The organism is Ruegeria sp. HKCCD6426 (assembly GCF_057221115.1).
Map to the genome: position 1 here is coordinate 816,308 of NZ_JBWVBF010000002.1, position 21,232 is coordinate 837,539.

Consider the following 21,232-nt stretch of genomic DNA (forward strand, 5'->3'; position numbering starts at 1 on the left):
GCCCTCCTTTTGATGCCGCGCCCCATCACCCGAATTAATCCTTCCGGGAAGGGTTTCAAATGTGATGGTCGGCCAATGCAGCGACTGCACTTGCCACTGCTTCAAAACCCAGCATCGGTCGCGTTCCGGATGGACATTTAGGGCCAAGGTCAGTGAGCGTTTCATTGGGATCGCTCCCACGGTTTGGAGCTGAGATCCCGGGCGGCGCGCAAGCCCCGGCGCAAATTCAGATAGGGGCGTCCTTTTCCCTTAAGATGTGTTCGCAGACGCTCAGGGTTGCGGTAATAGTACATCTCCAGTCGGGGCAGACTGTACAGGTCGCTATCCACGTTTGCCTGCTCCAACTTTGTTTCGACCGAAGTTGAATAATGGCGGGCGATTATCGCGCGGACCCGACGGCTGGAGCGGCCGTAAGGCGGAGCAAAGTGTCGAACGGATTGTCCGGTTTCCTGCTCGATGGCCTCTCGTGACCGCGTCAGTTCCGATGTCAGTACAGCGTCGTCCATCACCACAAGGTCAGGGTGAGTTACCGTATGGCTACCAAACTGAACGCCTTCTGCAGCAAGGTTTCGAACCACATCCCAGCTCATCAACTGGCGAGCGGGGGTGTTCGCGCCGCGCCAGTTTTCAATGCTGCCCATACAGCCCGAAGGCAAATAGACCATGGCCGGGATGCCGAGCGGCGCCATGATTGGCCAGGCTGTTCTGGCGAAATCCATGAACCCGTCATCAAATGTAACGATGCAGGATCGCGCGGGCAGGTCTTTCCTGCTCGCCAAGTCGTCCAAGGTAATCAGAGCCACGTCTGAAGCTGCCAATATCTTCATTTGCGCCGCAAAAATGTCGGGCGCGATCGACGTTGGTCCACCAGCGTCGGAAATCGAGTGATACATGAGGATATCAACAACGGGCCCGGTCACATGCCTAATCCTCTACAACGTGGTGAGAGAACTTTTCGCGGTATTGCGTCCACTTTTCGCGGTCGAAATCACCTGTGGAAGACAGGCAATCGGCAACCCCGAATGACATTGCGAAAGCATGGTGAGTATTGTCATGCGCAAATAGCCCCTGACGCCCGTAATTGACCAGGCCATCCAGCGATTCCAGCCAGTTGTCGACAGCCTCAAATCGGTCCGAGTAATCGATGTCATAGACGGGATAGGCGTGGGACAAACGGCGGGTCACGACCGATCTGACCGGAATTTTCACGGGCAAATCGACGTGTTCCAACCAGGTACAAAAAGCTTTGCCCAGATCGTCATCGGACATGTCCCACCACTCTTCGCCTGGATCGCAGGGAAGTTCTGCGCAAAGCACGGTCCGACCCTCGGGTGTTGTGACATTGTTGTAGTTCTTGGTTTCCGACATGCGGCTGATCGGGATGGACAGTTCTGGGAAATAATGTGCGTCGTATTCCGTGAACTGGCCGGTCTCCAGAACCATGTAGATCAGGATCATGCCGCGATACCGAACGGCCTTTGCAGCCTCGATTACCTCGGGCGGCGGCGGCGGATCCATGGCGCCCAGAAGCGCCGTCAGAGGGATGGTCGACAGGATCTGGTCACTTTCGTGGCGTGTTTCGGCACCGTCCTTATCTTTGGTGATCACGGCCGTGACGTTCATTCCGTTGCGCTCGATCCGTTCGATGCTGTTTTCTAACCGGATATTGGCTCCGTGCTGGCGCGCGCTGTCCTCCATCGAGCTGCAAATCTGACCGAAACCTTTGAGGGGATAATAAAACCGCCCCGTAGTTTCACTGCGCAGCCCCGGCAGCATGCGCGCCATCTTCATCAGGATTTTTGTCACAGACGATCCGGACACTCGGCGCTCTGCCAAAGTGACCGCCAGATGATCCGGGTCAAGTCCCCATAGTTTGCGTACATATGGAAAGTAGAAATTCTTCGAAATGGTCGGGCCCAGCCCCTTAAGAAGAACGCTGGAAAACGTTGCCGTTCCATTGTGAGCGGGGCGAAGCGGGCCGGTGATCATGTCCCGAATAAGAGATGCCGCGAAAGGCACGGGCAACGATATCAGGGCGTTGCCAAGCTTCAGCGGGAAATGAATCCATCGTCCGCCCAGTCGGATACGCCCATGGCGCGGCCTGAGTAGCAGCTCGTCCCCGAGCAACCCTTTGACCTCGGCCAAAATCTCGGGATCGGCTGCCGGGTGAAACCGGTGCGAACCAAAATCAGTCGTGATGCCTTCGACCTGAAATGACCCCGCATTACCGCCAAGCCGCGGCGCGCGATCAATCAACGAAACATCCGCATCCGTGTCGCGCGCCAGCAGATGCGCGGTCATGATGCCAGCCGGCCCACCGCCCAGAATTGTGTATGCCGTCTTGTTTTTGGTCTTGTTACTCACCACTCACCACATCCTTTTTTCCGTTGAAGGACAGACCCTTCCCCGTCATTGCCAAAACCAATGCGCCACACGCGCCGGCTGTAAACAAAACCGCTTGCCACATGAGACCCGCCGCAACGACTGCAGCGGCGTTTGCCCCGAAAGGAAGCAGGAAGCTTGCCAATGTTGCTTCGCGCAAACCAAGACCGTTCAGGGATACCGGAAGAACCGCTACGAGCTTTGCCAGTGGCCAGGCGAATAACCATGGGCCAAATGCCACCCCGGCGCCTGCAGCAACGGCTAGCCACCAGGCGATTGAAACCAGAACCAACTGCACTGCGCATGACGCCAGGAAGACGCTGGCCAACAGGGTGGGGCGTCCAGCCAACAGTCGGAAACTGTTGCCCAGCCTCTCGGCAAATCCGCGCCCTGGAAGTGCCGGGATCGCGTTCCAAAGGATGGGCAAAAGCCTGGGTAAGGCCAAAAAACCGGCGACGGCTATCACCAGAAACGCCAGTGTTTGCAGGATGATCGCAAAATTCGTACCTGCGCCACGGGCCAGAATGATCCCGATAGCCGACAAGGTCAAAAGCGCCAGCATGTCGATCACGCGATCCACGAGCGCGACTGCAACCACTCGGGGTCCATCTTTCAAAGTTGCTTGGGCGAGGCCTGCGCGCACGGCGTCTCCTCCGATTGCGCCCGGTAAGCACAAATTGGCTGCAAGCCCGGCAAAATGAGCACGAATTGCAGCGCCTGCTGGCATGTCCCGCCCCAAAAGCAGACGCCATTTCAGCGCAGCGCCTAGATGGGCCAGCAAGAATGCCACGAAGACCGAAGCAAAGACTGTCGGAGGTGTGGATTTGAACCCAGCTATGACTGCATCCCAAGGCAGTAGCCAAAACAGAATGATCAACAACAGGGCTGATCCCGCAGCCCGGATCATCCATTTGCGGCTTATGCGCGGGTTATGATGGTCCTGCACCATCTCAGGGCCTCAGGTGCAGTCTCGAAATCATATCGGCGATCAATCCTAGCGACCAGACCATGATCGCTGCCAGAAATGCAAACACTGCAGTTTCCGACAGGTTTCCGATATAGATGTCATAGATCAGTTTAACGAGACCCAGCGCCATTAAGGCCAATCCCAATGGGATAAACACACGCAGCGGGTTGAACAGCGTCGAGATGCGCAGGATCAGGATAATGAAATTGATGAAGTCGATCGGCCGGATCTTTGATTTCCCCACCCGTTTTCCATACTCGATGGGCGTGTAAATCATTCGCTTGCCGTTCGATGTCATGCACAGCGTGATCGTGGTCGTGAACGAGAAATTCTGCGGTAGCAACGGCAGGAACGGGACCAGTTCCGAGCGTCGAAATACCCGCAATCCCGAATTCAGGTCATTGATCTTGCGCTCCGCCAAAAACGACGCGAATGCAAACAGAAACTTTTTCGCCGGCCTGCGCAACAGAGGCACGTTCTTCATTGCCGCGCCCCGGTCGCCCACTACCATGTCCTGGTCGCGACACAACTCCAGCATTTCCGGAAGGTAGCGCGCGGGGTAGGTTCCGTCGGCATCCAGAATCGCTACGTATTCGTATTGTGCCTTGCGAACGCCTCGTTTCAGGGAGGCTCCATACCCGGAATTGACCTGATTGCATTCGACAATCACGCCTGTTGCCTCGGCCTCGGCGCGGGTATTGTCCTCTGATCCGTCATCCACAACGATGATTTCATAATCAATGTCGAGCGGGTCCAGATGATTGCGAACATCGTCCACCGTCGCGCGAACGGCCTTTTCTTCGTTATAGGCAGGGATAACGACGCTTAAGGACTGAGGTGCCTTGGCCCGCTCAGCTTTGGATCGGCTGGCAGCCTTCGATGCATCTTTGTTGTCGTTTTGTACAACACTCTTGGTCATTTCTTGTTTCAGCTCCTGCCTTGCTAATTCATTCGGCAACTGCGCGATCCTGAAGCCTGAACCAGTCGATCAACTGGGCAAGGCCTGTTTCAAATTTCGTTTCCGCGCGAAAATTCATTTCACGCTCGGCTTTTCGGGGGCAGCCACATGACGAATGGATTTCGCCAGGGCGGATTGGGGCGTATTCGTAGGACAGAGGGGTCCCGGTGATGCGGCCAATGCTATCGGCCAGATCATTCACTGAAACAGCGCTGCCCGAACAGATGTTGAAAACGTCGCATGTTCCGGCCTGCGCGCGTTTCATGGCCAGCATCAAGGCGCGCACCACATCCTCGACATACACAAAATCCCGTGTCTGAGTGCCGTCGCCGAAAATCACTACGCTGTCACCGCGCAGCCAGCGGTCCAAAAAGACGGTGATCACACCTGTATAAGCCGAGGCACGAGACTGACCGGGTCCATAAACATTGAAAAACCGCAGCCCAACGGATCTGAGGTCAATGGCCTCTGCCATGGCGCGCGCGTGGTATTCACCTGACAGCTTGTCGGCCCCATATCCCGAGATTGGCCGGGGTTGGGTAGCCTCATTGATCGGCAGGTCTTTGGCCGCGCCATAGATGGCAGCGGAACTGGCATAGACAACCGGTACATTTTCTTGGGCAGCGGCAGCAAAAACGGCCAGCGTGCCGCCCAAATTGACTTGTGCAGATTCGATCCAGTTGCTGACATAAGCCTGAACCGAAGAAACGGCCGCAAGATGAAACACTCCATCCATTTTGCGCATAAGTTGCCGCAAAAGTTCGGGGCAATTGATGTCGCTCTCGTGAAACTGCACGCCAGGCGCCAGGTTTGCCCTTCGTCCGGTCGATAGGTTGTCAAGGATATGCAACTCGTGCCCTTGTTCCAAAAGAGCGCGCGTCAGATGCATGCCGATGAACCCGGCGCCACCGGTGATCAGAAACCGCGCCATTGCGGACCTCCGTCACTGAAGGTGATCCTGAGAAACTCATGGCACATGCAAACGGTTCCTTCGACCAAGGATATGGTACTCGAACAGGCACCAAACGAAGGCGCAGGCCGAGTATAGATAGTAAAACTGGTGATAAAGCAGCGCCTTGATGGCAAATATCAGGCCACCCGCTTTCCACATGAACTGAAAGAGTGCGGCGTTTGTTGCAAAAATCAGCAATAGCAGGAATGCCAGCAGCGGCCACGACGCAGGTTGAACGACTGTTGCAATCAGAGAAATCGCCGCAAGCCCTGCCAACCCGGCGCGAATTCTCTCCATCCATCCAGTGTTCAGGTCATCGCTCAAGCCTTCGCGGTTGATAATAAGGCGCGCCCAAGGCAAGGCCCGGCAAAAGATATCCGTGTGGACGGAGTTTCGGACGGACCAGATCTTGAGGTGTTTGCCCTGCAATCCGGGATCAACGACGATATCACCCCCGGCTGCGTGAATGCGATAGCCGAGCTCGATATCTTCGATCGAAGGGATGCGGTAAGTGTCCACATCGAAACCACCAACGCGCTTGAACATGTTCGCCGAGATGGCGCCGCATCCCGCCCACCAGGTGCGCGCCTGACGTCGGGCGCTTTGATGATAGAAGCGGTGCATCAGGTTCTTGTAGCGCGAAAACCACGGACCTTCGGGACTATCATCATAAGATCCAAACGCTGCTGCAACGTCGCCGGCCCCAAAGATGTCCTGTAAGCGCCGCGCGCCATTGTCTTTTGCAATCACGTCTGAATCGACAAACCACAATACGTCTCCGGCGGCCTTGGTCGCAGCAAAGTTCCGAGCGGCCCCCGGCCCGCCATTTTGGCTCATCACGTAGACGTCGGCCCCCATCTGGCGGGCCATAACCGCGGTGTTATCGGGGGATGCATCATCGACGACAATTACTTCGGCCACTTCGCCGCGGTCACGCATGCCCAAAAGAGGCGGCAGTACACGCGGCAACAGATGCACTGCTTTGTAGGCTGGCATAATTACACTAATCTTTACGTCACCCATGCTGGCCGCCCCCAACCGTTTCTTTGAAGTAGTCCGCTCGTGCAAATCCCAATAAAATTACCGCCAGCACTGGTAACAGCCAGATAACGCGCGCCCCGTAGCGTGCCGCAGGTTGTGACAGGCCACCACAGACGAATGCGTTAACCAGAATGCCAAGCAACACCATTGCTGCCAGCGCCTTCATTCGCCCGGAGATTGGCGAAGGTTTGATCAGAAGCACGAAAATCGCGACTAGGGAAACGGCGTAAAGGCCTGACTGAATAACATGAAGCGGAGAGTTCCACCCCTGATCACGCCTTAGGCGCCCGTCCGTGAATGTGCCGGCAGGTATTTCTGGATCGCTCAGGACACTGGTACGTGCGTTGTCGTTAGGGATTGTTTGCTGAATGCTGAACAGAGTGGCCTGTGCCATCGTGTTTTTGAGCAGTGCGCCAATGGTGTGAAGCGGTCTGTCGAAGAAAACGTCCATGAAAAACTGGTATTGGGCATCGCCGATGGATTTTTGAGTCAACTCGTCCAGGTGCCTGAGTGACCCAAGTTCAGCCGTTTTTTCGAAGATGATGTGCGTTGCGGTCAAACGCATTGGATCGTCCGACATTTGTAACGCGTCATAAAGGGCGCAAGTCGCTATCGTCGGGTCGGGACAATATTCTTCAAGATAGGCGTATCCCGGCCCATCCTGGATCAGACGTGCGGTAAGATAGGGATTGTATGAGACCTCTGATCCGGTGCGCTCGGTCACTTGCATGCGAAAGAACATCCGTTCGCCCACACCGCCAGCGATCATCAACCCAACAAGTACCGGTGCAATCCAAAAGCCGGGACGCTGAACACTCATAGCCACAAGCGCGACCAAAGGTAAGCTCAACACTGCCATTGCAAGATGCGAGGGATGCGACAGCACTGCTGCAATACCCAACATCAATGCCAGCGTGATTTCCCACCAACGCATCCGGTTCGCATAACCCGAAAGAAGCGCGAGGATCAGAATAAGAACCGGAGCCAGAATGTCCGGCATCACATAAGCCAGATAAAAAGGCAGTGCGCCGAAAGAAGCAAAGAACAGGGCGGCTCCTGCGATGGCGAACGGGGACAGCATGGCCTGGTCGGCCCGTTGCGCCACCCGCGACACAAGCCAGACCGCAAGAAAAACGACCAATGCGTCCAACAACAGGATCAGATCCAGCCGGGCGAAACTGGTCAATGTTGCGACAACCAGCCCATAAAACAGAGACCGTGATCCATTCACAGTCTGCCCGGTCTCAGGGACGCCGCCGCCTTGGGCTCCAGCTTGAACCTCTTCTGCCGAGGTTGGCAAAAGCTTCATTCCCTCAAGGGCAGAAAGACCCTGAGTGAGATAACCCGCAGTATCAAAGTAAAACAGCAGCCCGCCATTCAACGCATAGACGGAAATGCCCATAGCGAGAGCCGCCAGCAGCCATAAACCGCCGTATCGAAAAGGTCCTGATGTTTTAATACTCATATCGTTATTCCCGGTGATCAAACACTGGGCAACATTCCCGTCCACCATTAGGCGGCGCTGGCTTTCTCACCCCGTTCGTATGGTTTGGTTTGAAATTCTTCGTGATAGGACCGCTCAACATTGACGTTCCATACGTCGTAATCGGCCCCCATCATGTTGCGCGCCGCATACATTGCCGACAGCATGGAATGGTCCTGATTGTTGTAACGGTGCAGACCGTTGCGGCCTGCGGTTTCAAAGTTCTCGAGTTGCTGCAACCAGATGCGCACGACTTCCAATGCTTCCATGTATTCCGCATCGTAAACCGGATAGGCCTTAGGCTGCCGGATTATCGCGCCGTCAATGACGGTCGTCGCGGGCGCCAAGCCCACGCGCTCCAATTCTCGAGCGGCCATAGCAATGAGGTCTTTGTCGTCCATACGCCACATTTCCTCATCATCGTTGAGGAAATACTCCATTCCGATCGACGCTTTGGACTTGTCGGCCATCATGTCTTGCGACCAAGCCCGGAAATTCTGAATGCGCCCGACGCGAACTTCTGGTTCGTGAACATAAATCCAGTTGTCAGGGAATGGGTCCGAATGATCCAGCACGAGGGTGACGATCATGAAGTCGCGGTATTTCAGCCGGTTTGCCGCCTCAACAACCTCTGCAGGGGGCGGTGGGTCCATCGTACGGATGAGATCGCGCAACGCCATCGAGTTGAAGAAAGTGTTGCCCTCCTGGGTATAAGTGCGCGTTTTACCTGTTTCGGGATCAAGGGCTTCGACTTCGACGCCCGTCACTCGCATGCCATCGCGAATGACCCGTTTTACGTAGGATTGCATGCGCACTTCGCCGCCCAGGTTTTCAATGTGCTCGGCCATAAGCTCCCACATCTGACCAGGGCCAAGGCGGGGATATTGAAACTCTTCGATCAGGCTGGACGAATCGTTGGCACCGGAAATTGCGTTCCATACGACCTTGGTCAATGACAGGTCCTTGATGCGCTGGGCGGCCCAGTCCGCGCGAATCTCCGAGCAGGGCACCCCCCAGACCTTTTCCGTGTAGGAACGAAAAAAGTGATGGTATAAGCGCCCACCGAACCGGTTGGTCACCCATTGGTCGAACGTGTCTTCCTGCTTGCTCGGAAACAAGCGCCACTTGGCAAAGCTGGCCATGACGCGGAAGGATTCGTAGAGCCCCAGATTATAAAGCGCATTGGTCAGTTTCAGGGGGTAATCGTAAAACTTGCCCTGATAGAAGATGCGACTTTGACGTGGAACGGTAATGAATTCCTTGCCGCAGATCTGATGCCATATGTCCTCAATCTCGCGAATCTTGGTGAAGAATCTGTGCCCACCGATGTCGAAGCGGAAGCCATTGTAGCTTTCCGTACGGGCAATTCCCCCAACCAGAGCAGCGCCTTCCAGAACGATCGGCTTGCAGTTTGAACCGATGCGCTGCAACTCAAATGCATTTGTCAGGCCAGCCGGCCCTCCGCCAATAATCACTGCTGTCTGCTTATCGGAAACGGTCATATTCGTTAAATCCTGATCACTTTTACCAATATCCTAACCCTTCCACCCGCCACCTGAACAAAGCAAGGGTGCTAGACTCCTTAAGAGAAAATCGCCTAGTTTTGCCTGAATAGCACTTCTTTTCGTCGAATGCGCCTCAAAGATTGCCTGAACGGAAACAATTGATGATAGTATATCGCTTTGTCTCAGTAGCTAGACGTATTCGAAGGCAGGCGCAGAAATCGCTCGCCTTGCTCAGGCAAAGATGATTTTTTCGAATAAGTCGACCTGTATGTAGTTAGAAACGAAGTTTTATCATCGTGCCTCAGAAATTTCAGGAAAAAATATCACCTCAACGAGTTTTGATAACTGGCGGCGCCGGATTTCTGGGGTCGCATCTTTGCCGCAGAATTCTTGATGGCGGCGACGAGGTCATCTGCGTCGACAATTTCTCGACCGGTCGCAGGCGGCACATAACCCCTTTGATGGACAATCCCCGGTTCGAGCTTGTTCGTCACGACGTGTCATTCCCGCTGTATCTCGAGGTGGACAAAATTTACAACATGGCCTGCCCGGCCAGCCCGATCCACTACCAGAATGATCCTGTGCAAACCATCAAAACGACGGTTAACGGTGCCATGAATATTCTGGGACTGGCCAAGCGGACCAATTCCAAAGTCCTGCAGGCGTCGACCTCTGAAATTTACGGCGACCCTTTGGTGCATCCTCAACCCGAGGAATACAGGGGCAATGTTAACCCGATCGGGTTGCGCGGATGCTATGACGAAGGCAAGCGCTGTGCCGAAACATTGTTCTTTGATTATCACCGGCAACATCAGGTCCGAATCAAAATCGCTCGTATTTTCAATACTTATGGGCCGCACATGCATCCTGACGACGGAAGGGTCGTTTCGAATTTCATTGTCCAGGCACTTAAAGGTGAGGAAATCACCATCTATGGTGACGGCCGCCAGACCCGGTGTTTTTGCTTTGTAACTGACCTTGTCGATGGGCTATGCCGCTTGATGGAAACCGGCGATGACGTCACGGGGCCAATAAATCTTGGTAATCCGGTTGAGATTTCCATGACGCAACTCGCTGAAACCATTCTTGAACTTACCGGGTCAAAGTCAAAACTGACCTATTTGTCCCTGCCGCCCGATGATCCGACACAGAGGCGGCCGATCATAAAACGCGCAAACGAAATTCTGGGGTGGAAGCCGGAGGTCGAATTGGATGCGGGCCTGAAGGCCACGATCACATATTTCGATTCTCTACTGTGACAAATAACTTCTTTGACCCGTTTGGAAAAATTCAGGTCAGGCACAAGGACCCAGTTTTGTAAGAACCAATGCAGATCATAATACCCATCACGCCTATCGAGTACCCGCAGATCTTGCCTGAGGGTACGATCTGATATGGTTTTCAACAGTTACCTGTTTGCTTGTTTTGCGATTGTTCTCTTCTCTGTCTATTTTCTGAATTTCAGCTGGCGAAGTAAGAAGCTGATCCTGCTGTTGATGAGCTATCTGTTTTATGCCGCCTGGAGCGCGCCTTATTTACTGCTGATTCTGCTTTCTACGATTCTGGACTTTGTCAGCGGCTATCGGATCGCCAAGGCCATTTCGGTCAAACAAAAGCGGTTTTGGCTAATTATCAGCCTGATCGGTAATCTGGGTGTGCTAAGCTATTTCAAATACGGAAGTTTTTTGCTGGACGGATTTGTCAACCTCGTTGGATTGGTGGGCATTACATACGAACCGGCACCCTGGACAATTTTATTACCGGTCGGGATTTCATTCTACACGTTCCAGACCCTCAGCTACACGATTGATCTCTATCGCGGCCGCACCAAACCGACGCGTTCTTTTCTGGATTTTGCGTTGTTTGTCACGTTTTTCCCGCAGCTTGTGGCCGGTCCGATCGTTCGCGCCCGGTTTTTTCTGCCGCAATTACTCAAGCCACCCGTTGTCACATTGGAACGGTTTGGCTGGGGCGCGACCCTTGTGTTGATAGGGTTGTTCGAGAAGGTTGCCATCGCGGACGGCTTGATGGCTCCGGTGGTTGACCGAGTCTTTGCACAATCAGGCACTCTGCCAAGCGAGACTGTTCTTCTCGGCGCGGTTGCCTTTGATGTACAAATCTTCTGTGATTTCGCTGGCTATTCTCTTATTGCAATTGGCTTGGCCATGATGATGGGGTTCAGCCTGCCAGAGAATTTTCGCGCGCCGCTTTCCGCGCTTGGCATGCAGGATTTTTGGCAACGCTGGCATATCTCGATGTCCAGTTGGTTTCGCGATTACCTTTATGCCTCGATCCGTGGAAAGAAGGCCAGTTTCGTGTACAAACTGTGGGCTCAGCTTTTGACCATGACGGTTATCGGATTGTGGCATGGGGCGGGCGTTACCTTCATCCTTTGGGGGTTTCTGAACGGTGTAGTGCTGGTCACGGAAATTGCATTACAACGCGTGGTTGGAACCTGGAAGATTTGGAGTACGCGTCTGGCGACAATGTGTATTTCGGCGCTCACGCTCTCGATATTGACCTTGCTTGTGATTATATTCCGGTCCCGCGATTTTCATCAAGTTCAGGATATGTTTGCCAGTTTCCTGATGCCGCCCCAAACTGACTTGATCCTGTCCTCGACAGACAAAATTCTGGTATTAGTTTGCTTCTTTTCCCTGGTCGCCGTTCACTGGACCATGCGAGGGCGCCGGTTCGAAGATATGGTCAGGGCGATGCCAAACTGGTGCCGGGTACTGGCTGGTGGATTCATGGTGGCGATGATTGGTCTGACGGGGGGAGGAGCATATGACACATTCATCTATTTCCAGTTCTAAGCGCTGGCTCCCGATTCGCACCTTGTTCATGTCAATTCTTCTGGGTGTTGGAGTTATTGCTGTCGTCGAAATTTGGATCCGCAGTTTGGGTGCGGTTCCCAGTTTCGATAACACAGTGTCGCGCTGGTCGTTGGTTCGTGATCAGCTGTCGAAGGATCCATCTCATCAGGCCGTAGCTTTGTTAGGGGCGTCGCGTATGCAGTCGAACATGTCTCATGACGTCCTGCGCGAAGCTTTGCCTGGCGCAGAGATTTACAATTTATCGTATGCTGGTACCGCGCCTTTTGCCACGCTCGAAGAACTGGCCAATGATGAGAATTTCAGCGGCCTGGTGATCCTGTCACTATTGCCGCATTGGCTGGTTCCCGGCTTGGGGCGTGACGAACAAACCGAGTTTACGACTTTTTACAATCGACAATGGAATTGGGCCCGCGAGGTTGAAACGCGGCTCAAGGATACTGTCGCCTCATTCTCGGCGTTCAGAGATGTGCACTATTCCTTTGCGAGAATGGCCCGAAACCTGTTTCGGTTCGGTCGGCCTATGGAAATGCCAGATCACGTCGTTACGGATCGTGAGCGGCAGCAATATATAAACTTTGCCTATTCAGATGTCGATCGCCTTCGGGAAAGTGTCGTAGCTTCGGCTCGAAAGCAGGGCGAGGACATAGCTCTCCAGTCCATATCGGACGAGGTTTGGCAAGGTTACTATGATGAACTTGGAGAGCTAATAGATAGGATCAACAAACGGGGGGGCGAAGTTGTGCTGTTGCGAATGCCATCATCTGGCCCTGTACGCGAGATCGGCTACGAAGCTTTCCCCCGCAAAGAATTCTGGGACCCAATGGTCGCAGACTTGCCCGCGATCAGCCTGCATTTTGAGGATATCTCAGGGGTAGAAGCTATCGACTTGCCGGATTACTCTCACGTGGATGCATCCAGGCGCGAGGAGTTGACTGCCCTTCTGGCGGAAGAAATCGCCAGGGCCATGCAAGAAAACGGCAGCACGCGCTTCGATTTTGGAAACTCGCAATAGGCACCGCAACCTGAACAATAGCCGCGTTTGGTGCAAATCAGTTGCGATATTGGGACCAACATTCCGCTTCTTGCACATCTCCGTAGACGGATAACGCAGGATGGATTAACACGCAGATATTCTCGCTATACTTGGGAATGTGTAAAGTTAGTATTAGTTGTCAAAGGTTGAACCATGCCATTTTTCCGAGCCGGAACTCAGCTTATCTACTACGCGCACGTTCCCAAATGTGGTGGCTCTGCAGTGGCCGATTACGTTACCAATCGATTTGGTGGTCTCGCATTTTCGGATCCGCGCTTCTACATGATCGACGAAAAAGAGCGTTGGTCGAAAACGTCACCGCAGCATATCAATTTGTCTGCATTGGACCGCCTGTTTCCGGAACATTTTTTCGACCAGTCTTTTGCGATTGTACGCCACCCAGTGTCTCGGGTCGTCAGCGCCTACCATTTCCAGATGGAAGTTGAGCGTAAGATATCTGCCGATACAACTTTTGGGGCCTGGCTTGAAACACTCATGGACCTGCCTCCTTACGCCTACGACAATCACTTGCGGCCCATGGATGAGATTGTCCCGCCGGAGGCCGAGATATTCTATCTGGAGCACGGCCTGGACGCGCTAATCCCTTGGTTCGATCATGTGACGGGTCAAAAAGCTGGCCCGCGATTTTTGGCTCATGTGAACAAGCGTGGTGATTATCGGCGGGTTTCCACTGCAAAAGTCGAGCCGACTCAGGTCGAAATTCGCCTCATAACCGAACTATATCACATCGACTTTGACCGTTTTGGTTATGATCCGGATCACTCTAAGCCGCTGGCAGCAGCGCCAATTCTGACTGCGGAGGATATCGCAGACCGGGATCAAGCCATCGTAGAAGCCTCGCGTCCATCCAACAGGTTTTTTGACAACCTGCGCCAAACACGCCGCAAGTTCGGTACTCGTTTAACGCGCGATCATGATAGTGACCAATAAATAGGCAAAACACCGCCCAAAATCGCTGTATTCCAGATCACGGATTCAATTTACGATGGAGTCGGTGCAAAGTGACGCCACTTTACAGTCAAGAGTCCTATCAGAGACGCTATTATACTTATGAGGCAGTGCAGTCCGGCAGAATATCCACGATCCACGTGCGGTTGGAGCAATTCAGTTGGTGAATCGCGCTTTGTTCCACTGTCAACTGAGACCCCTGAAAATTCGCTTAAGCAATATTCAACACATCTTGGCCACACTTTAGCCAGAAATGATGAGGAAACTGCCTTGGAAGGGTACAGCTGCGAGGCTACCTCGTATCGCCAGACCCTCCGGCACGGCTTAGGACGGAGATGGGTGTCATGTTGGTTGTGGTAATGGGATTAGGGACGATTGCTGGCCTGATGACCTTTGTTACCGCATTGATACTTGGTCAATCCCTGTTAGGCGCAGCTGTTCTCTACGTAACCGTAGGTATGTTGTCGTCACTTCTCGTCGGTTTGGCCGTTTACGTAAGGTGCGTATTCAAACGCGCACCGGGTACACAACCAAGCTACTGATCCGGCTGGTTCGCTGCTCTCAGGCAATCTGTATTACATTTTAATTCCGGGTTCTCACTTCTCGCGGAAAAGAACTTGGGTTGCAGGTTTTGGTCGGAATATTTTCGAACTACAGAACCAGAATTGAAACTTGCTTTGGGACACGACAGCGTAACGATTGGCGCAAAATCCTTTGCTCGTGTTGCGGTTGTCAAATGCAGGCCACGGAGCCAAAACCCTGTTGAACGAAGGCTGCGGCAGGAAATAGGCAGTCACAGAAGCATCGCCCCGATTTCACTGATCAACGATTGGGCCAATCAATATATGACCGCCCTCGCGTTAGGTTCAACTTGGGTCCTCCATGTGGGGCTGGAGTGGGCTGTTTGCAGAAGAAGACCTGTCGACCGACATACGAACGAGTTCGCGCGGTGTCGACGCGGATGTTCAGGCCTTTGCCTGTGCGCGCAGCATTTGCCCCATCATCTGACCAAACTTCCCTGATCCACGCTGATACAACGCGCCGTCTACGGCCAGAACCGTCCCGCTTATATAGCTTGCCATGTCCGAACTTAGAAACAGGCACGCATTGGCAACGTCTTGCGGCTGCCCCCAGCGCCCCAGCGGGACATCCTTGCGCAACTGCTCCCCTGCATCCGGGGTAGGAGCCAGCCGTTTTGCGCCTTCGGTACCTTCTATGAAACCGGGAACGACCGAGTTTACACGGATGCCTTCGACCCCCCATTCCATCGACAGGGTGCGCGTAATTTGATCGACCCCTGCCTTCGCAGCGCAGACATGGGACTGACCTTCGTAAGGCAGATAGGACTGCGGGGCTGAAATGTTGATGATGCTGGCTCCGGGGCGTTTTAGGTAAGGGTACGCACCTTTCATCACGTGGATCGTGCCCATCAGATCGATATCGATCACGGTCTTGAACGCGTTGACCGACATCTCGGCCGCCAGCGCTGGGAAGTTGCCCGCCGCGCCGGAAACCAGAACGTCGAAATCTCCGAACGCTTCGTGGAACTCTTTCAGGCCTGCGGTCACTGCCTCGGGGTCGCGCACGTCAAAGGCTGCGCCGATGGCATCTGCCGCACCGGCCGTCATCAACGCTGCAACAGTATTATCGACCTTTTCTTGAGACCGGCTCGCCACCGCCAGTTTGGCACCCGAGGCTGCGAAGGCTTCGGCAATGCCCCGGTTGATACCGCTGGTGCCGCCGATGACGATTACGGTCTTTCCTGAAAAGTCCATGTAGGCCTCCCTTAAAAGGGAGCCCTACTCGCCGTAGGGCACCCAGATGTTCTTGATTTCGGTTGCAGCCTGAAGGAAGCGGCGCGAATGGTCCATGCTCCAATCGAATGCCGTCGCGTTATTGACCCAGGTCCGTTTCAGGTTCCCGGCAGAAACGACCTCGATCTCGGCTGACAGGTCGGTGGACGAGAACGACCAGACCGCATCTACGTTCAGGTGCGAGGCCAGCGGCTTCGCCAGCTCCGCATGACTGCCGGTCAGGATGTTGACCACACCGGCAGGCACGTCCGAGGTTTCAAGGATCTGGTAGAAATCGGTTGCTGCCAGCGGATAGGGTTCGCTCGCGGCCAGAACCACTCGGTTACCCATCGCGATCGCGGGTGCCATGGCCGAGACGAGACCCAACAACGGCGCTTCATCTGCGCAGAGTGCTCCGATCACGCCAACCGGTTCTTTCATCGCAATTGCCACGCCTCGGATCGGCACACCGTGCACCTGACCGTCATACTTGTCGGCCCAGGCGGCAGCTGTGAACAGGCGCTGGATCGAGGCTTCGACTTCTTTCGCGCCGTCTTTCCTGCCGGTCATGGCATCGATGCGGGCTGCGAACTCATCGGCTCGGGCCGAGAGGTTCTCGCCGATGTAATACAGGATTTGCGCGCGCAGATGGCCGGTGGTCTTGGACCAGCCTTTCGCGCCAGCCGCGGCCTCAACCGCATTGCGGACGTCTTTGCGGTTGGCAAGTCCCACATGACCCAGAAGGCCGGATTTGCCCCAAATCGGTTTCGAATACCCGCTGTCAGGCCGCGCCTGCTTACCGCCGATATACATCTTGGCGGTGCGGTCAATCGGATCGACCGGAGCGCCTTCGCCAACGATGGCTTCGACCTGCGCCAACGGCTTGGCCTTGCCCTTGGGTTTGGTATAGGCCGACAGACCTTCCCAACCACCTTCACGGCCAAAGCCGCTGTCACGCACACCGCCAAATCCGGCAGCAGCGTCGAACAGGTTGGTAGCGTTCACCCAGACCACACCCGCGACCAGTTTGGGCGCGATATCCAGCGCGAGGTTCACATTCTCTGTCCAGACCGTCGCGGCCAGCCCGTAGCGGGTGTTGTTGGCAAGTTCGACCGCTTCTTCCGGGGTACGGAAGGTCGACGAGACCAGAACCGGGCCAAAGATCTCTTCCTGCATCAGCGGATCAGACGTTTCGAGGCCCGAGATCAGTGTCGGGGGGTAGTAGCAGCCATTCGCGGGCAGCTCGCAAGCTGCCTGATGCACGTGACCAACGGTGTTACTTTCGACCATACCTTTGATGGTTTGCAATTGGACCGGGTCGACAACGGCGCCCACGTCGATGCACTTGTCCAGCGGATCACCGACGCGCAGCTTGTCCATGCGCGCACGCAGCTTGTCATGGAAGCGGTCGGCGATACCCTCCTGCACGAGCAAGCGCGAGCCAGCACAGCAGACCTGTCCCTGATTGAACCAGATTGCGTCGACCAGACCTTCGATAGCGCTGTCGATATCGGCGTCGTCAAATACGATGTAGGCCGACTTGCCACCCAGCTCCAATGTCAGTTCTTTTCCCGAACCAGCCGTCGCCTCGCGGATACGCCGACCCACAACGGTCGAGCCGGTAAAGGCGATCTTGTCCACGTCCGAGGCCACGATCATCTCGCCGACCGCGCCGTCGCCGGTGACGATGTTGACCACGCCTTTTGGCAGCCCGGCCTGCGTGCAGATATCCGCGAACAGCAGAGCGGTGAGAGAGGTGTATTCGGCCGGTTTCAGGACGACAGTGTTGCCCATGGCAATCGCGGGCGCGATTTTCCACGCCAGCATCAGGAGCGGGAAATTCCACGGAACGATTTGTCCACAAACACCCAGAGCCTCGGCATCGGGCAATTCACTTTCCATCAGCTGCGCCATACCGGCGTGGTAGTAGAAGTGGCGTTGCACCAGCGGGATGTCGATATCACGCGATTCACGGATCGGTTTACCGTTGTCGAGGCTTTCCAGCACGGCAAACAGGCGTGAATGCTTCTGCAACAGGCGCGCGATGGCGTAGAGGTACCGGGCACGGCCTGCGCCGCCCAACTTTTCCCATTTCGGCTGCGCCTTGCGGGCGGCCGCAACGGCGGAATCCACATCGGCCTGTTTTGCCTGTGTCAGCTTGGCCAGAACCTCGCCGGTCGCCGGGTTACGGCTGTCGAAGCCTTTGCCTGGTTTGGTGAAGGCACCTTCGATGTAATGGCCGAACTTGTCGCCCTGATCGACCAGCCAGGCCAACGCTTCGGCGGCGCTTTCGGGGGCTGGGCCGTAATCCATGGTTTCGAAAATCTCTTTGACTGTCATTGTTCTTGTCCTCAGCCCATGGAGTGACGGTAGCCAGCCGAGTAGGACCCGGTGACGAAGTGTTCCAATTGCCGTTCGATATCGCCCAGCAGGGATGATGCGCCAAAGCGAAACAGGTCAGGTTCCAGCCAGCGGTCGCCCAGCTCGTCCTTGATGAGCGACAGGTATACCAACGCATCTTTGGCCTTTGAAATGCCACCCGCAGGTTTGTACCCGACCCGATATCCGGTGCGGTCATAGTAGTCGCGGATCGCCCGGATCATCACCAGCGAAACGGGCAGGGTTGCGTTGACGCTTTCCTTGCCAGTCGAGGTTTTGATGAAATCCGCCCCGGCCATCATGCAAACCAGTGAAGCGCGCGCGACGTTGCGCAAGCTGCCCAATTCGCCCGTGGCAAGGATAGCTTTCACATGTGCATCGCCACAGGCTACGCGGAAGGCTTTCATCTCGTCATAAAGGGCCTGCCAGTCACCCGAGAGCACATGGCGGCGAGAGATCACAATGTCGATCTCTTCGGCACCGGCCTTCACGCTTTCTTCGATCTCCGCTACGCGCAGATGAAAGGGGGAAAGACCGGCGGGGAAGCCCGTGGAGACCGCGGCAACTGGAATACCGGTACCCTGCAGCGCGTTCACAGCGGTTTCGATCATGTCGTGATAAACGCAAACGGCGCCAGTTGTGATGGGCGGCATATCCAGCGCTTGCAGAACCGAAGGCGCAACGGGCTGCCGGGCCTTGGCGCACAGGCGGCGTACGCGACCTACCGTATCGTCGCCGGACAAGGTGGTCAGGTCGATCATCGTGATCGCCTTCAGCAACCATGCGGCCTGATAGTCCTTTTTTACCGACCGGCGACCGGGCAGGGTCGCGGCGCGTCGTTCGATCGCCGAGGTATTTGCCTGTACGGCCCGCACCCAGTCCAGATCAAGTTCCATGCCGGGGTTCCGGGGTTCGGTCACTTGCGGCAGATGCGCGGTGCGCACGGGGCTTTCTGTGCTCTGCGTTTCCATCATCGCGTCCTTTGGGAGATTTGCGCCAAAGTCGCATGGGACGCGACCAAATGGAAGATGTCTGGAGGTTGTAGTGTGATATTTTTTGACCAAATGGACAAAAATAACATTTTCTTGCGAATAATTCTCAATTGCGTTGACTTAGTTGCGAATGGTTCGCATATTCATTCTCAAGAGGACACCGAAATGAGGTCAGAGATGATTCGCCGCAGCTTTCTTGCCGTGTTGGCATTCGCCGCAGCATTGCCTTGCGCCGTTTGGGCGCAAGAACCATTGAAAGTGGTTGCCACAACGGGCATGATCGCCGATGCAGCACGTCAGATCGGAGGCGATCAGGTCGAGGTTAAGGGCCTGATGGGGCCCGGCGTCGACCCGCACGCTTACCGACAGACACGCAGTGATATTGTGGCGATGACCCGCGCTGACGTGATCTTGTGGCATGGGCTTTATCTGGAAGCGCAGATGGAGGATTTCTTTCATGACCTCAGCCGCAAGCGGAATGTCGTCGCAGTGGCGGACGGTGTGGACAAGTCCAAACTGCGTGCTCATGACGACTATGCAGACAAGTTTGATCCCCATCTGTGGATGAGCCCGGTTCTTTGGCGCGACGTTGTGGTTCAGGTGCAAGAGGCTCTGATCGAAGCCCGGCCCGAGGCCGCCGATGATTTTGAGGACAATGCCAAGACGTTTCTGGCCCAGATTGACCAGTTGGACTCGTATGGCAAAAAGGTTCTTTCCGGAGTGCCGGAAAATAACCGCGTACTCGTGACCGCGCATGACGCATTTGGTTATTTCGGTGAGGAATACGGATACGAGGTGCTGGGGATTCAGGGTATCTCGACCCAGTCCGAAGCGGGATTAAACCGGGTCGGAGATTTGGTCGACACGTTGGTAGATCGTCAACTGACCGCTGTATTTGTTGAAAGCTCGGTATCAGACCGATCCATGCGCGCTTTGATCGAAGGCGCTGCGGCCAAAGGGCACGATGTCAGCGTGGGTGGTGAGTTGTATTCAGATGCCATGGGCGAGCCAGGCACTTACGAAGGCACCTATATCGGGATGCTGGATCACAACATCACCGTGATTGCGCGGGCTTTGGGGGCGGATGCCCCGCCGCGCGGCATGAACAGCAAATTGTCTGCGGGGTTTTAAATGACACTCGAGCTTGCGTCCGTTCAGGGATCCCCGGTTGAAGACAAGGGGATTGAGAGCAGCCCGCTGGCTATTCGCGGACTGACAGTGTCCTACGGGCAAAAACCGGCAGTGTTTTCTGTGGACATGACCGCTCAGCCCGGAGCGATGACGGCGATCATCGGGCCGAACGGGGCAGGTAAATCGACGCTGCTCAAGGCGGCGCTGGGTATCTTGAAGCCGCTTTCCGGGCAAGTGACAGTCTACGGCAAACCGTTAGAGCAACAGCGTGCACGGATCGCATATGTCCCTCAGCGCTCCAGCGTGGATTGGGATTTCCCGACGCGTGTGCTGGACGTGGTGATGATGGGGCTTTCGCGCGAACTCGGTCTGTTGGGGCGTATTCGTGCTCGTCATATCTCTCGCACGATGGACTGCCTGCACCGGGTTGGGATGCGCGATTTTGCGGATCGCCAGATCGGTCAGCTTTCGGGTGGTCAGCAACAGAGGGTCTTTTTGGCTCGCGCCTTGGCTCAGGATGCTGATCTGTATTTGTTGGATGAACCGTTCGCGGGGGTCGATGCGGCCACAGAAAAGGCAATCATCGCGGTTCTGAAGTCGTTGAAACAGGCCGGTAAAACAGTCGTCGTTGTCCATCACGACCTGGCCACTGTGACGGACTATTTCGACCATGTCTTTCTCATCAACACCCGTAAAGTGGCAGAAGGTCCGGTTTCGGAAGCTTTCACCGCTGAAACTCTGCAATCCGCGTATGGCGGACGTTTGGCTACGGCGCAGATCGACCAGATTTCGCGCGCGCTGGGGTAACTC

At 55.2% G+C, this 21,232-nt stretch carries 17 protein-coding genes; 6 read left to right on the top strand and 11 right to left on the bottom strand.

Annotation, left to right across the window (positions count from 1 at the left end; translation table 11 throughout):
• Positions 1–161 precede the first annotated feature (161 nt).
• From AC2TDA_RS08615 to AC2TDA_RS08650, 8 genes are read right to left on the bottom strand one after another with little or no spacing between them, the layout of a single operon-like run.
• Positions 162–920: a polysaccharide deacetylase family protein gene (locus AC2TDA_RS08615; RefSeq protein WP_480877298.1), complete on the bottom strand. Its 759-nt coding sequence runs from the start codon at positions 918–920 to the stop codon at positions 162–164.
• Between the two features lie 4 nt (positions 921–924).
• The gene (locus AC2TDA_RS08620) at positions 925–2,364 is read right to left on the bottom strand and encodes a protoporphyrinogen/coproporphyrinogen oxidase (RefSeq protein ID WP_480877295.1); all 1,440 of its coding nucleotides are present in this window, start codon (positions 2,362–2,364) and stop codon (positions 925–927) included.
• Positions 2,357–3,331, bottom strand: a complete 975-nt coding sequence (locus AC2TDA_RS08625; RefSeq protein ID WP_480877292.1) for a lysylphosphatidylglycerol synthase transmembrane domain-containing protein — start codon at positions 3,329–3,331, stop codon at positions 2,357–2,359. Before AC2TDA_RS08625 ends, AC2TDA_RS08620 begins: the two co-directional genes overlap by 8 nt.
• A 1-nt stretch (position 3,332) precedes the next feature.
• Complete coding sequence (locus AC2TDA_RS08630; RefSeq protein WP_480845433.1) at positions 3,333–4,268, bottom strand: glycosyltransferase family 2 protein; 936 nt, start codon at positions 4,266–4,268, stop codon at positions 3,333–3,335.
• Between the two features lie 28 nt (positions 4,269–4,296).
• Entirely contained in the window at positions 4,297–5,238 is a 942-nt protein-coding gene (locus tag AC2TDA_RS08635; protein ID WP_480877289.1) for an NAD-dependent epimerase/dehydratase family protein, read from the bottom strand.
• Between the two features lie 36 nt (positions 5,239–5,274).
• Positions 5,275–6,282, bottom strand: coding sequence for a glycosyltransferase family 2 protein (locus AC2TDA_RS08640; protein ID WP_480877287.1), 1,008 nt, complete (start codon positions 6,280–6,282; stop codon positions 5,275–5,277).
• Positions 6,275–7,765, bottom strand: a complete 1,491-nt coding sequence (locus tag AC2TDA_RS08645) for a hypothetical protein (RefSeq protein ID WP_480877284.1) — start codon at positions 7,763–7,765, stop codon at positions 6,275–6,277. The genes AC2TDA_RS08640 and AC2TDA_RS08645 overlap by 8 nt, the downstream gene beginning before the upstream one ends.
• 47 nt (positions 7,766–7,812) lie before the next feature.
• Positions 7,813–9,285: an NAD(P)/FAD-dependent oxidoreductase gene (locus AC2TDA_RS08650; RefSeq protein ID WP_480877281.1), complete on the bottom strand. Its 1,473-nt coding sequence runs from the start codon at positions 9,283–9,285 to the stop codon at positions 7,813–7,815.
• Between the two features lie 296 nt (positions 9,286–9,581).
• On the opposite strand from AC2TDA_RS08650, the gene AC2TDA_RS08655 reads away from it, so the two are divergent.
• From AC2TDA_RS08655 to AC2TDA_RS08670, 4 genes are all read left to right on the top strand, one after another.
• A complete protein-coding gene (locus tag AC2TDA_RS08655) occupies positions 9,582–10,547 on the top strand; it encodes a UDP-glucuronic acid decarboxylase family protein (RefSeq protein ID WP_480845497.1) in 966 nt (321 codons plus the stop codon).
• Positions 10,548–10,682: 135 nt separating this feature from the next.
• Positions 10,683–12,104 (top strand): MBOAT family O-acyltransferase, encoded by a 1,422-nt coding sequence (locus AC2TDA_RS08660; protein ID WP_480877279.1) that lies wholly within the window; start codon positions 10,683–10,685, stop codon positions 12,102–12,104.
• Positions 12,076–13,137 carry a hypothetical protein gene (locus tag AC2TDA_RS08665; RefSeq protein ID WP_480845440.1) on the top strand — a complete coding sequence of 354 codons (1,062 nt, stop codon included), beginning with the start codon at positions 12,076–12,078 and terminating at the stop codon, positions 13,135–13,137. The genes AC2TDA_RS08660 and AC2TDA_RS08665 overlap by 29 nt, the downstream gene beginning before the upstream one ends.
• Positions 13,138–13,311: 174 nt before the next feature.
• The gene (locus AC2TDA_RS08670) at positions 13,312–14,109 is read left to right on the top strand and encodes a sulfotransferase family 2 domain-containing protein (protein WP_480845441.1); all 798 of its coding nucleotides are present in this window, start codon (positions 13,312–13,314) and stop codon (positions 14,107–14,109) included.
• Positions 14,110–15,092: 983 nt separating this feature from the next.
• Here AC2TDA_RS08670 and AC2TDA_RS08675 read toward each other — a convergent pair.
• Genes AC2TDA_RS08675 through deoC form a run of 3 tightly spaced genes read right to left on the bottom strand, consistent with a single transcriptional unit; the run spans position 15,093 to position 19,270 of the window.
• Positions 15,093–15,902, bottom strand: a complete 810-nt coding sequence (locus AC2TDA_RS08675) for an SDR family oxidoreductase (protein ID WP_480877278.1) — start codon at positions 15,900–15,902, stop codon at positions 15,093–15,095.
• A 24-nt stretch (positions 15,903–15,926) separates the two neighbouring features.
• A complete protein-coding gene (locus AC2TDA_RS08680) occupies positions 15,927–18,260 on the bottom strand; it encodes an aldehyde dehydrogenase family protein (RefSeq protein ID WP_480877275.1) in 2,334 nt (777 codons plus the stop codon).
• Positions 18,261–18,271: 11 nt separating this feature from the next.
• A complete protein-coding gene (gene deoC / locus AC2TDA_RS08685; protein ID WP_480877272.1) occupies positions 18,272–19,270 on the bottom strand; it encodes a deoxyribose-phosphate aldolase in 999 nt (332 codons plus the stop codon).
• Positions 19,271–19,468: 198 nt separating this feature from the next.
• On the opposite strand from deoC, the gene AC2TDA_RS08690 reads away from it, so the two are divergent.
• Positions 19,469–20,422: a metal ABC transporter solute-binding protein, Zn/Mn family gene (locus tag AC2TDA_RS08690; RefSeq protein WP_480845498.1), complete on the top strand. Its 954-nt coding sequence runs from the start codon at positions 19,469–19,471 to the stop codon at positions 20,420–20,422.
• Positions 20,423–21,229 carry a metal ABC transporter ATP-binding protein gene (locus AC2TDA_RS08695; RefSeq protein WP_480845445.1) on the top strand — a complete coding sequence of 269 codons (807 nt, stop codon included), beginning with the start codon at positions 20,423–20,425 and terminating at the stop codon, positions 21,227–21,229.
• Positions 21,230–21,232 lie beyond the last annotated feature (3 nt).

Excerpts from the sequence above, each read along its gene's own strand:
- AC2TDA_RS08625 (WP_480877292.1), bottom strand. The coding sequence starts at position 3,331 with ATGGTGCAGGACCATCATAACCCGCGCATAAGCCGCAAATGGATGATC.
- AC2TDA_RS08630 (WP_480845433.1), bottom strand. The coding sequence starts at position 4,268 with ATGACCAAGAGTGTTGTACAAAACGACAACAAAGATGCATCGAAGGCT.
- AC2TDA_RS08635 (WP_480877289.1), bottom strand. The coding sequence starts at position 5,238 with ATGGCGCGGTTTCTGATCACCGGTGGCGCCGGGTTCATCGGCATGCAT.
- AC2TDA_RS08640 (WP_480877287.1), bottom strand. The coding sequence starts at position 6,282 with ATGGGTGACGTAAAGATTAGTGTAATTATGCCAGCCTACAAAGCAGTG.
- AC2TDA_RS08645 (WP_480877284.1), bottom strand. The coding sequence starts at position 7,765 with ATGAGTATTAAAACATCAGGACCTTTTCGATACGGCGGTTTATGGCTG.
- AC2TDA_RS08650 (WP_480877281.1), bottom strand. The coding sequence starts at position 9,285 with ATGACCGTTTCCGATAAGCAGACAGCAGTGATTATTGGCGGAGGGCCG.
- AC2TDA_RS08660 (WP_480877279.1), top strand. The coding sequence starts at position 10,683 with ATGGTTTTCAACAGTTACCTGTTTGCTTGTTTTGCGATTGTTCTCTTC.
- AC2TDA_RS08665 (WP_480845440.1), top strand. The coding sequence starts at position 12,076 with ATGACACATTCATCTATTTCCAGTTCTAAGCGCTGGCTCCCGATTCGC.
- AC2TDA_RS08670 (WP_480845441.1), top strand. The coding sequence starts at position 13,312 with ATGCCATTTTTCCGAGCCGGAACTCAGCTTATCTACTACGCGCACGTT.
- AC2TDA_RS08675 (WP_480877278.1), bottom strand. The coding sequence starts at position 15,902 with ATGGACTTTTCAGGAAAGACCGTAATCGTCATCGGCGGCACCAGCGGT.
- AC2TDA_RS08680 (WP_480877275.1), bottom strand. The coding sequence starts at position 18,260 with ATGACAGTCAAAGAGATTTTCGAAACCATGGATTACGGCCCAGCCCCC.
- deoC (WP_480877272.1), bottom strand. The coding sequence starts at position 19,270 with ATGGAAACGCAGAGCACAGAAAGCCCCGTGCGCACCGCGCATCTGCCG.
- AC2TDA_RS08690 (WP_480845498.1), top strand. The coding sequence starts at position 19,469 with ATGATTCGCCGCAGCTTTCTTGCCGTGTTGGCATTCGCCGCAGCATTG.
- AC2TDA_RS08695 (WP_480845445.1), top strand. The coding sequence starts at position 20,423 with ATGACACTCGAGCTTGCGTCCGTTCAGGGATCCCCGGTTGAAGACAAG.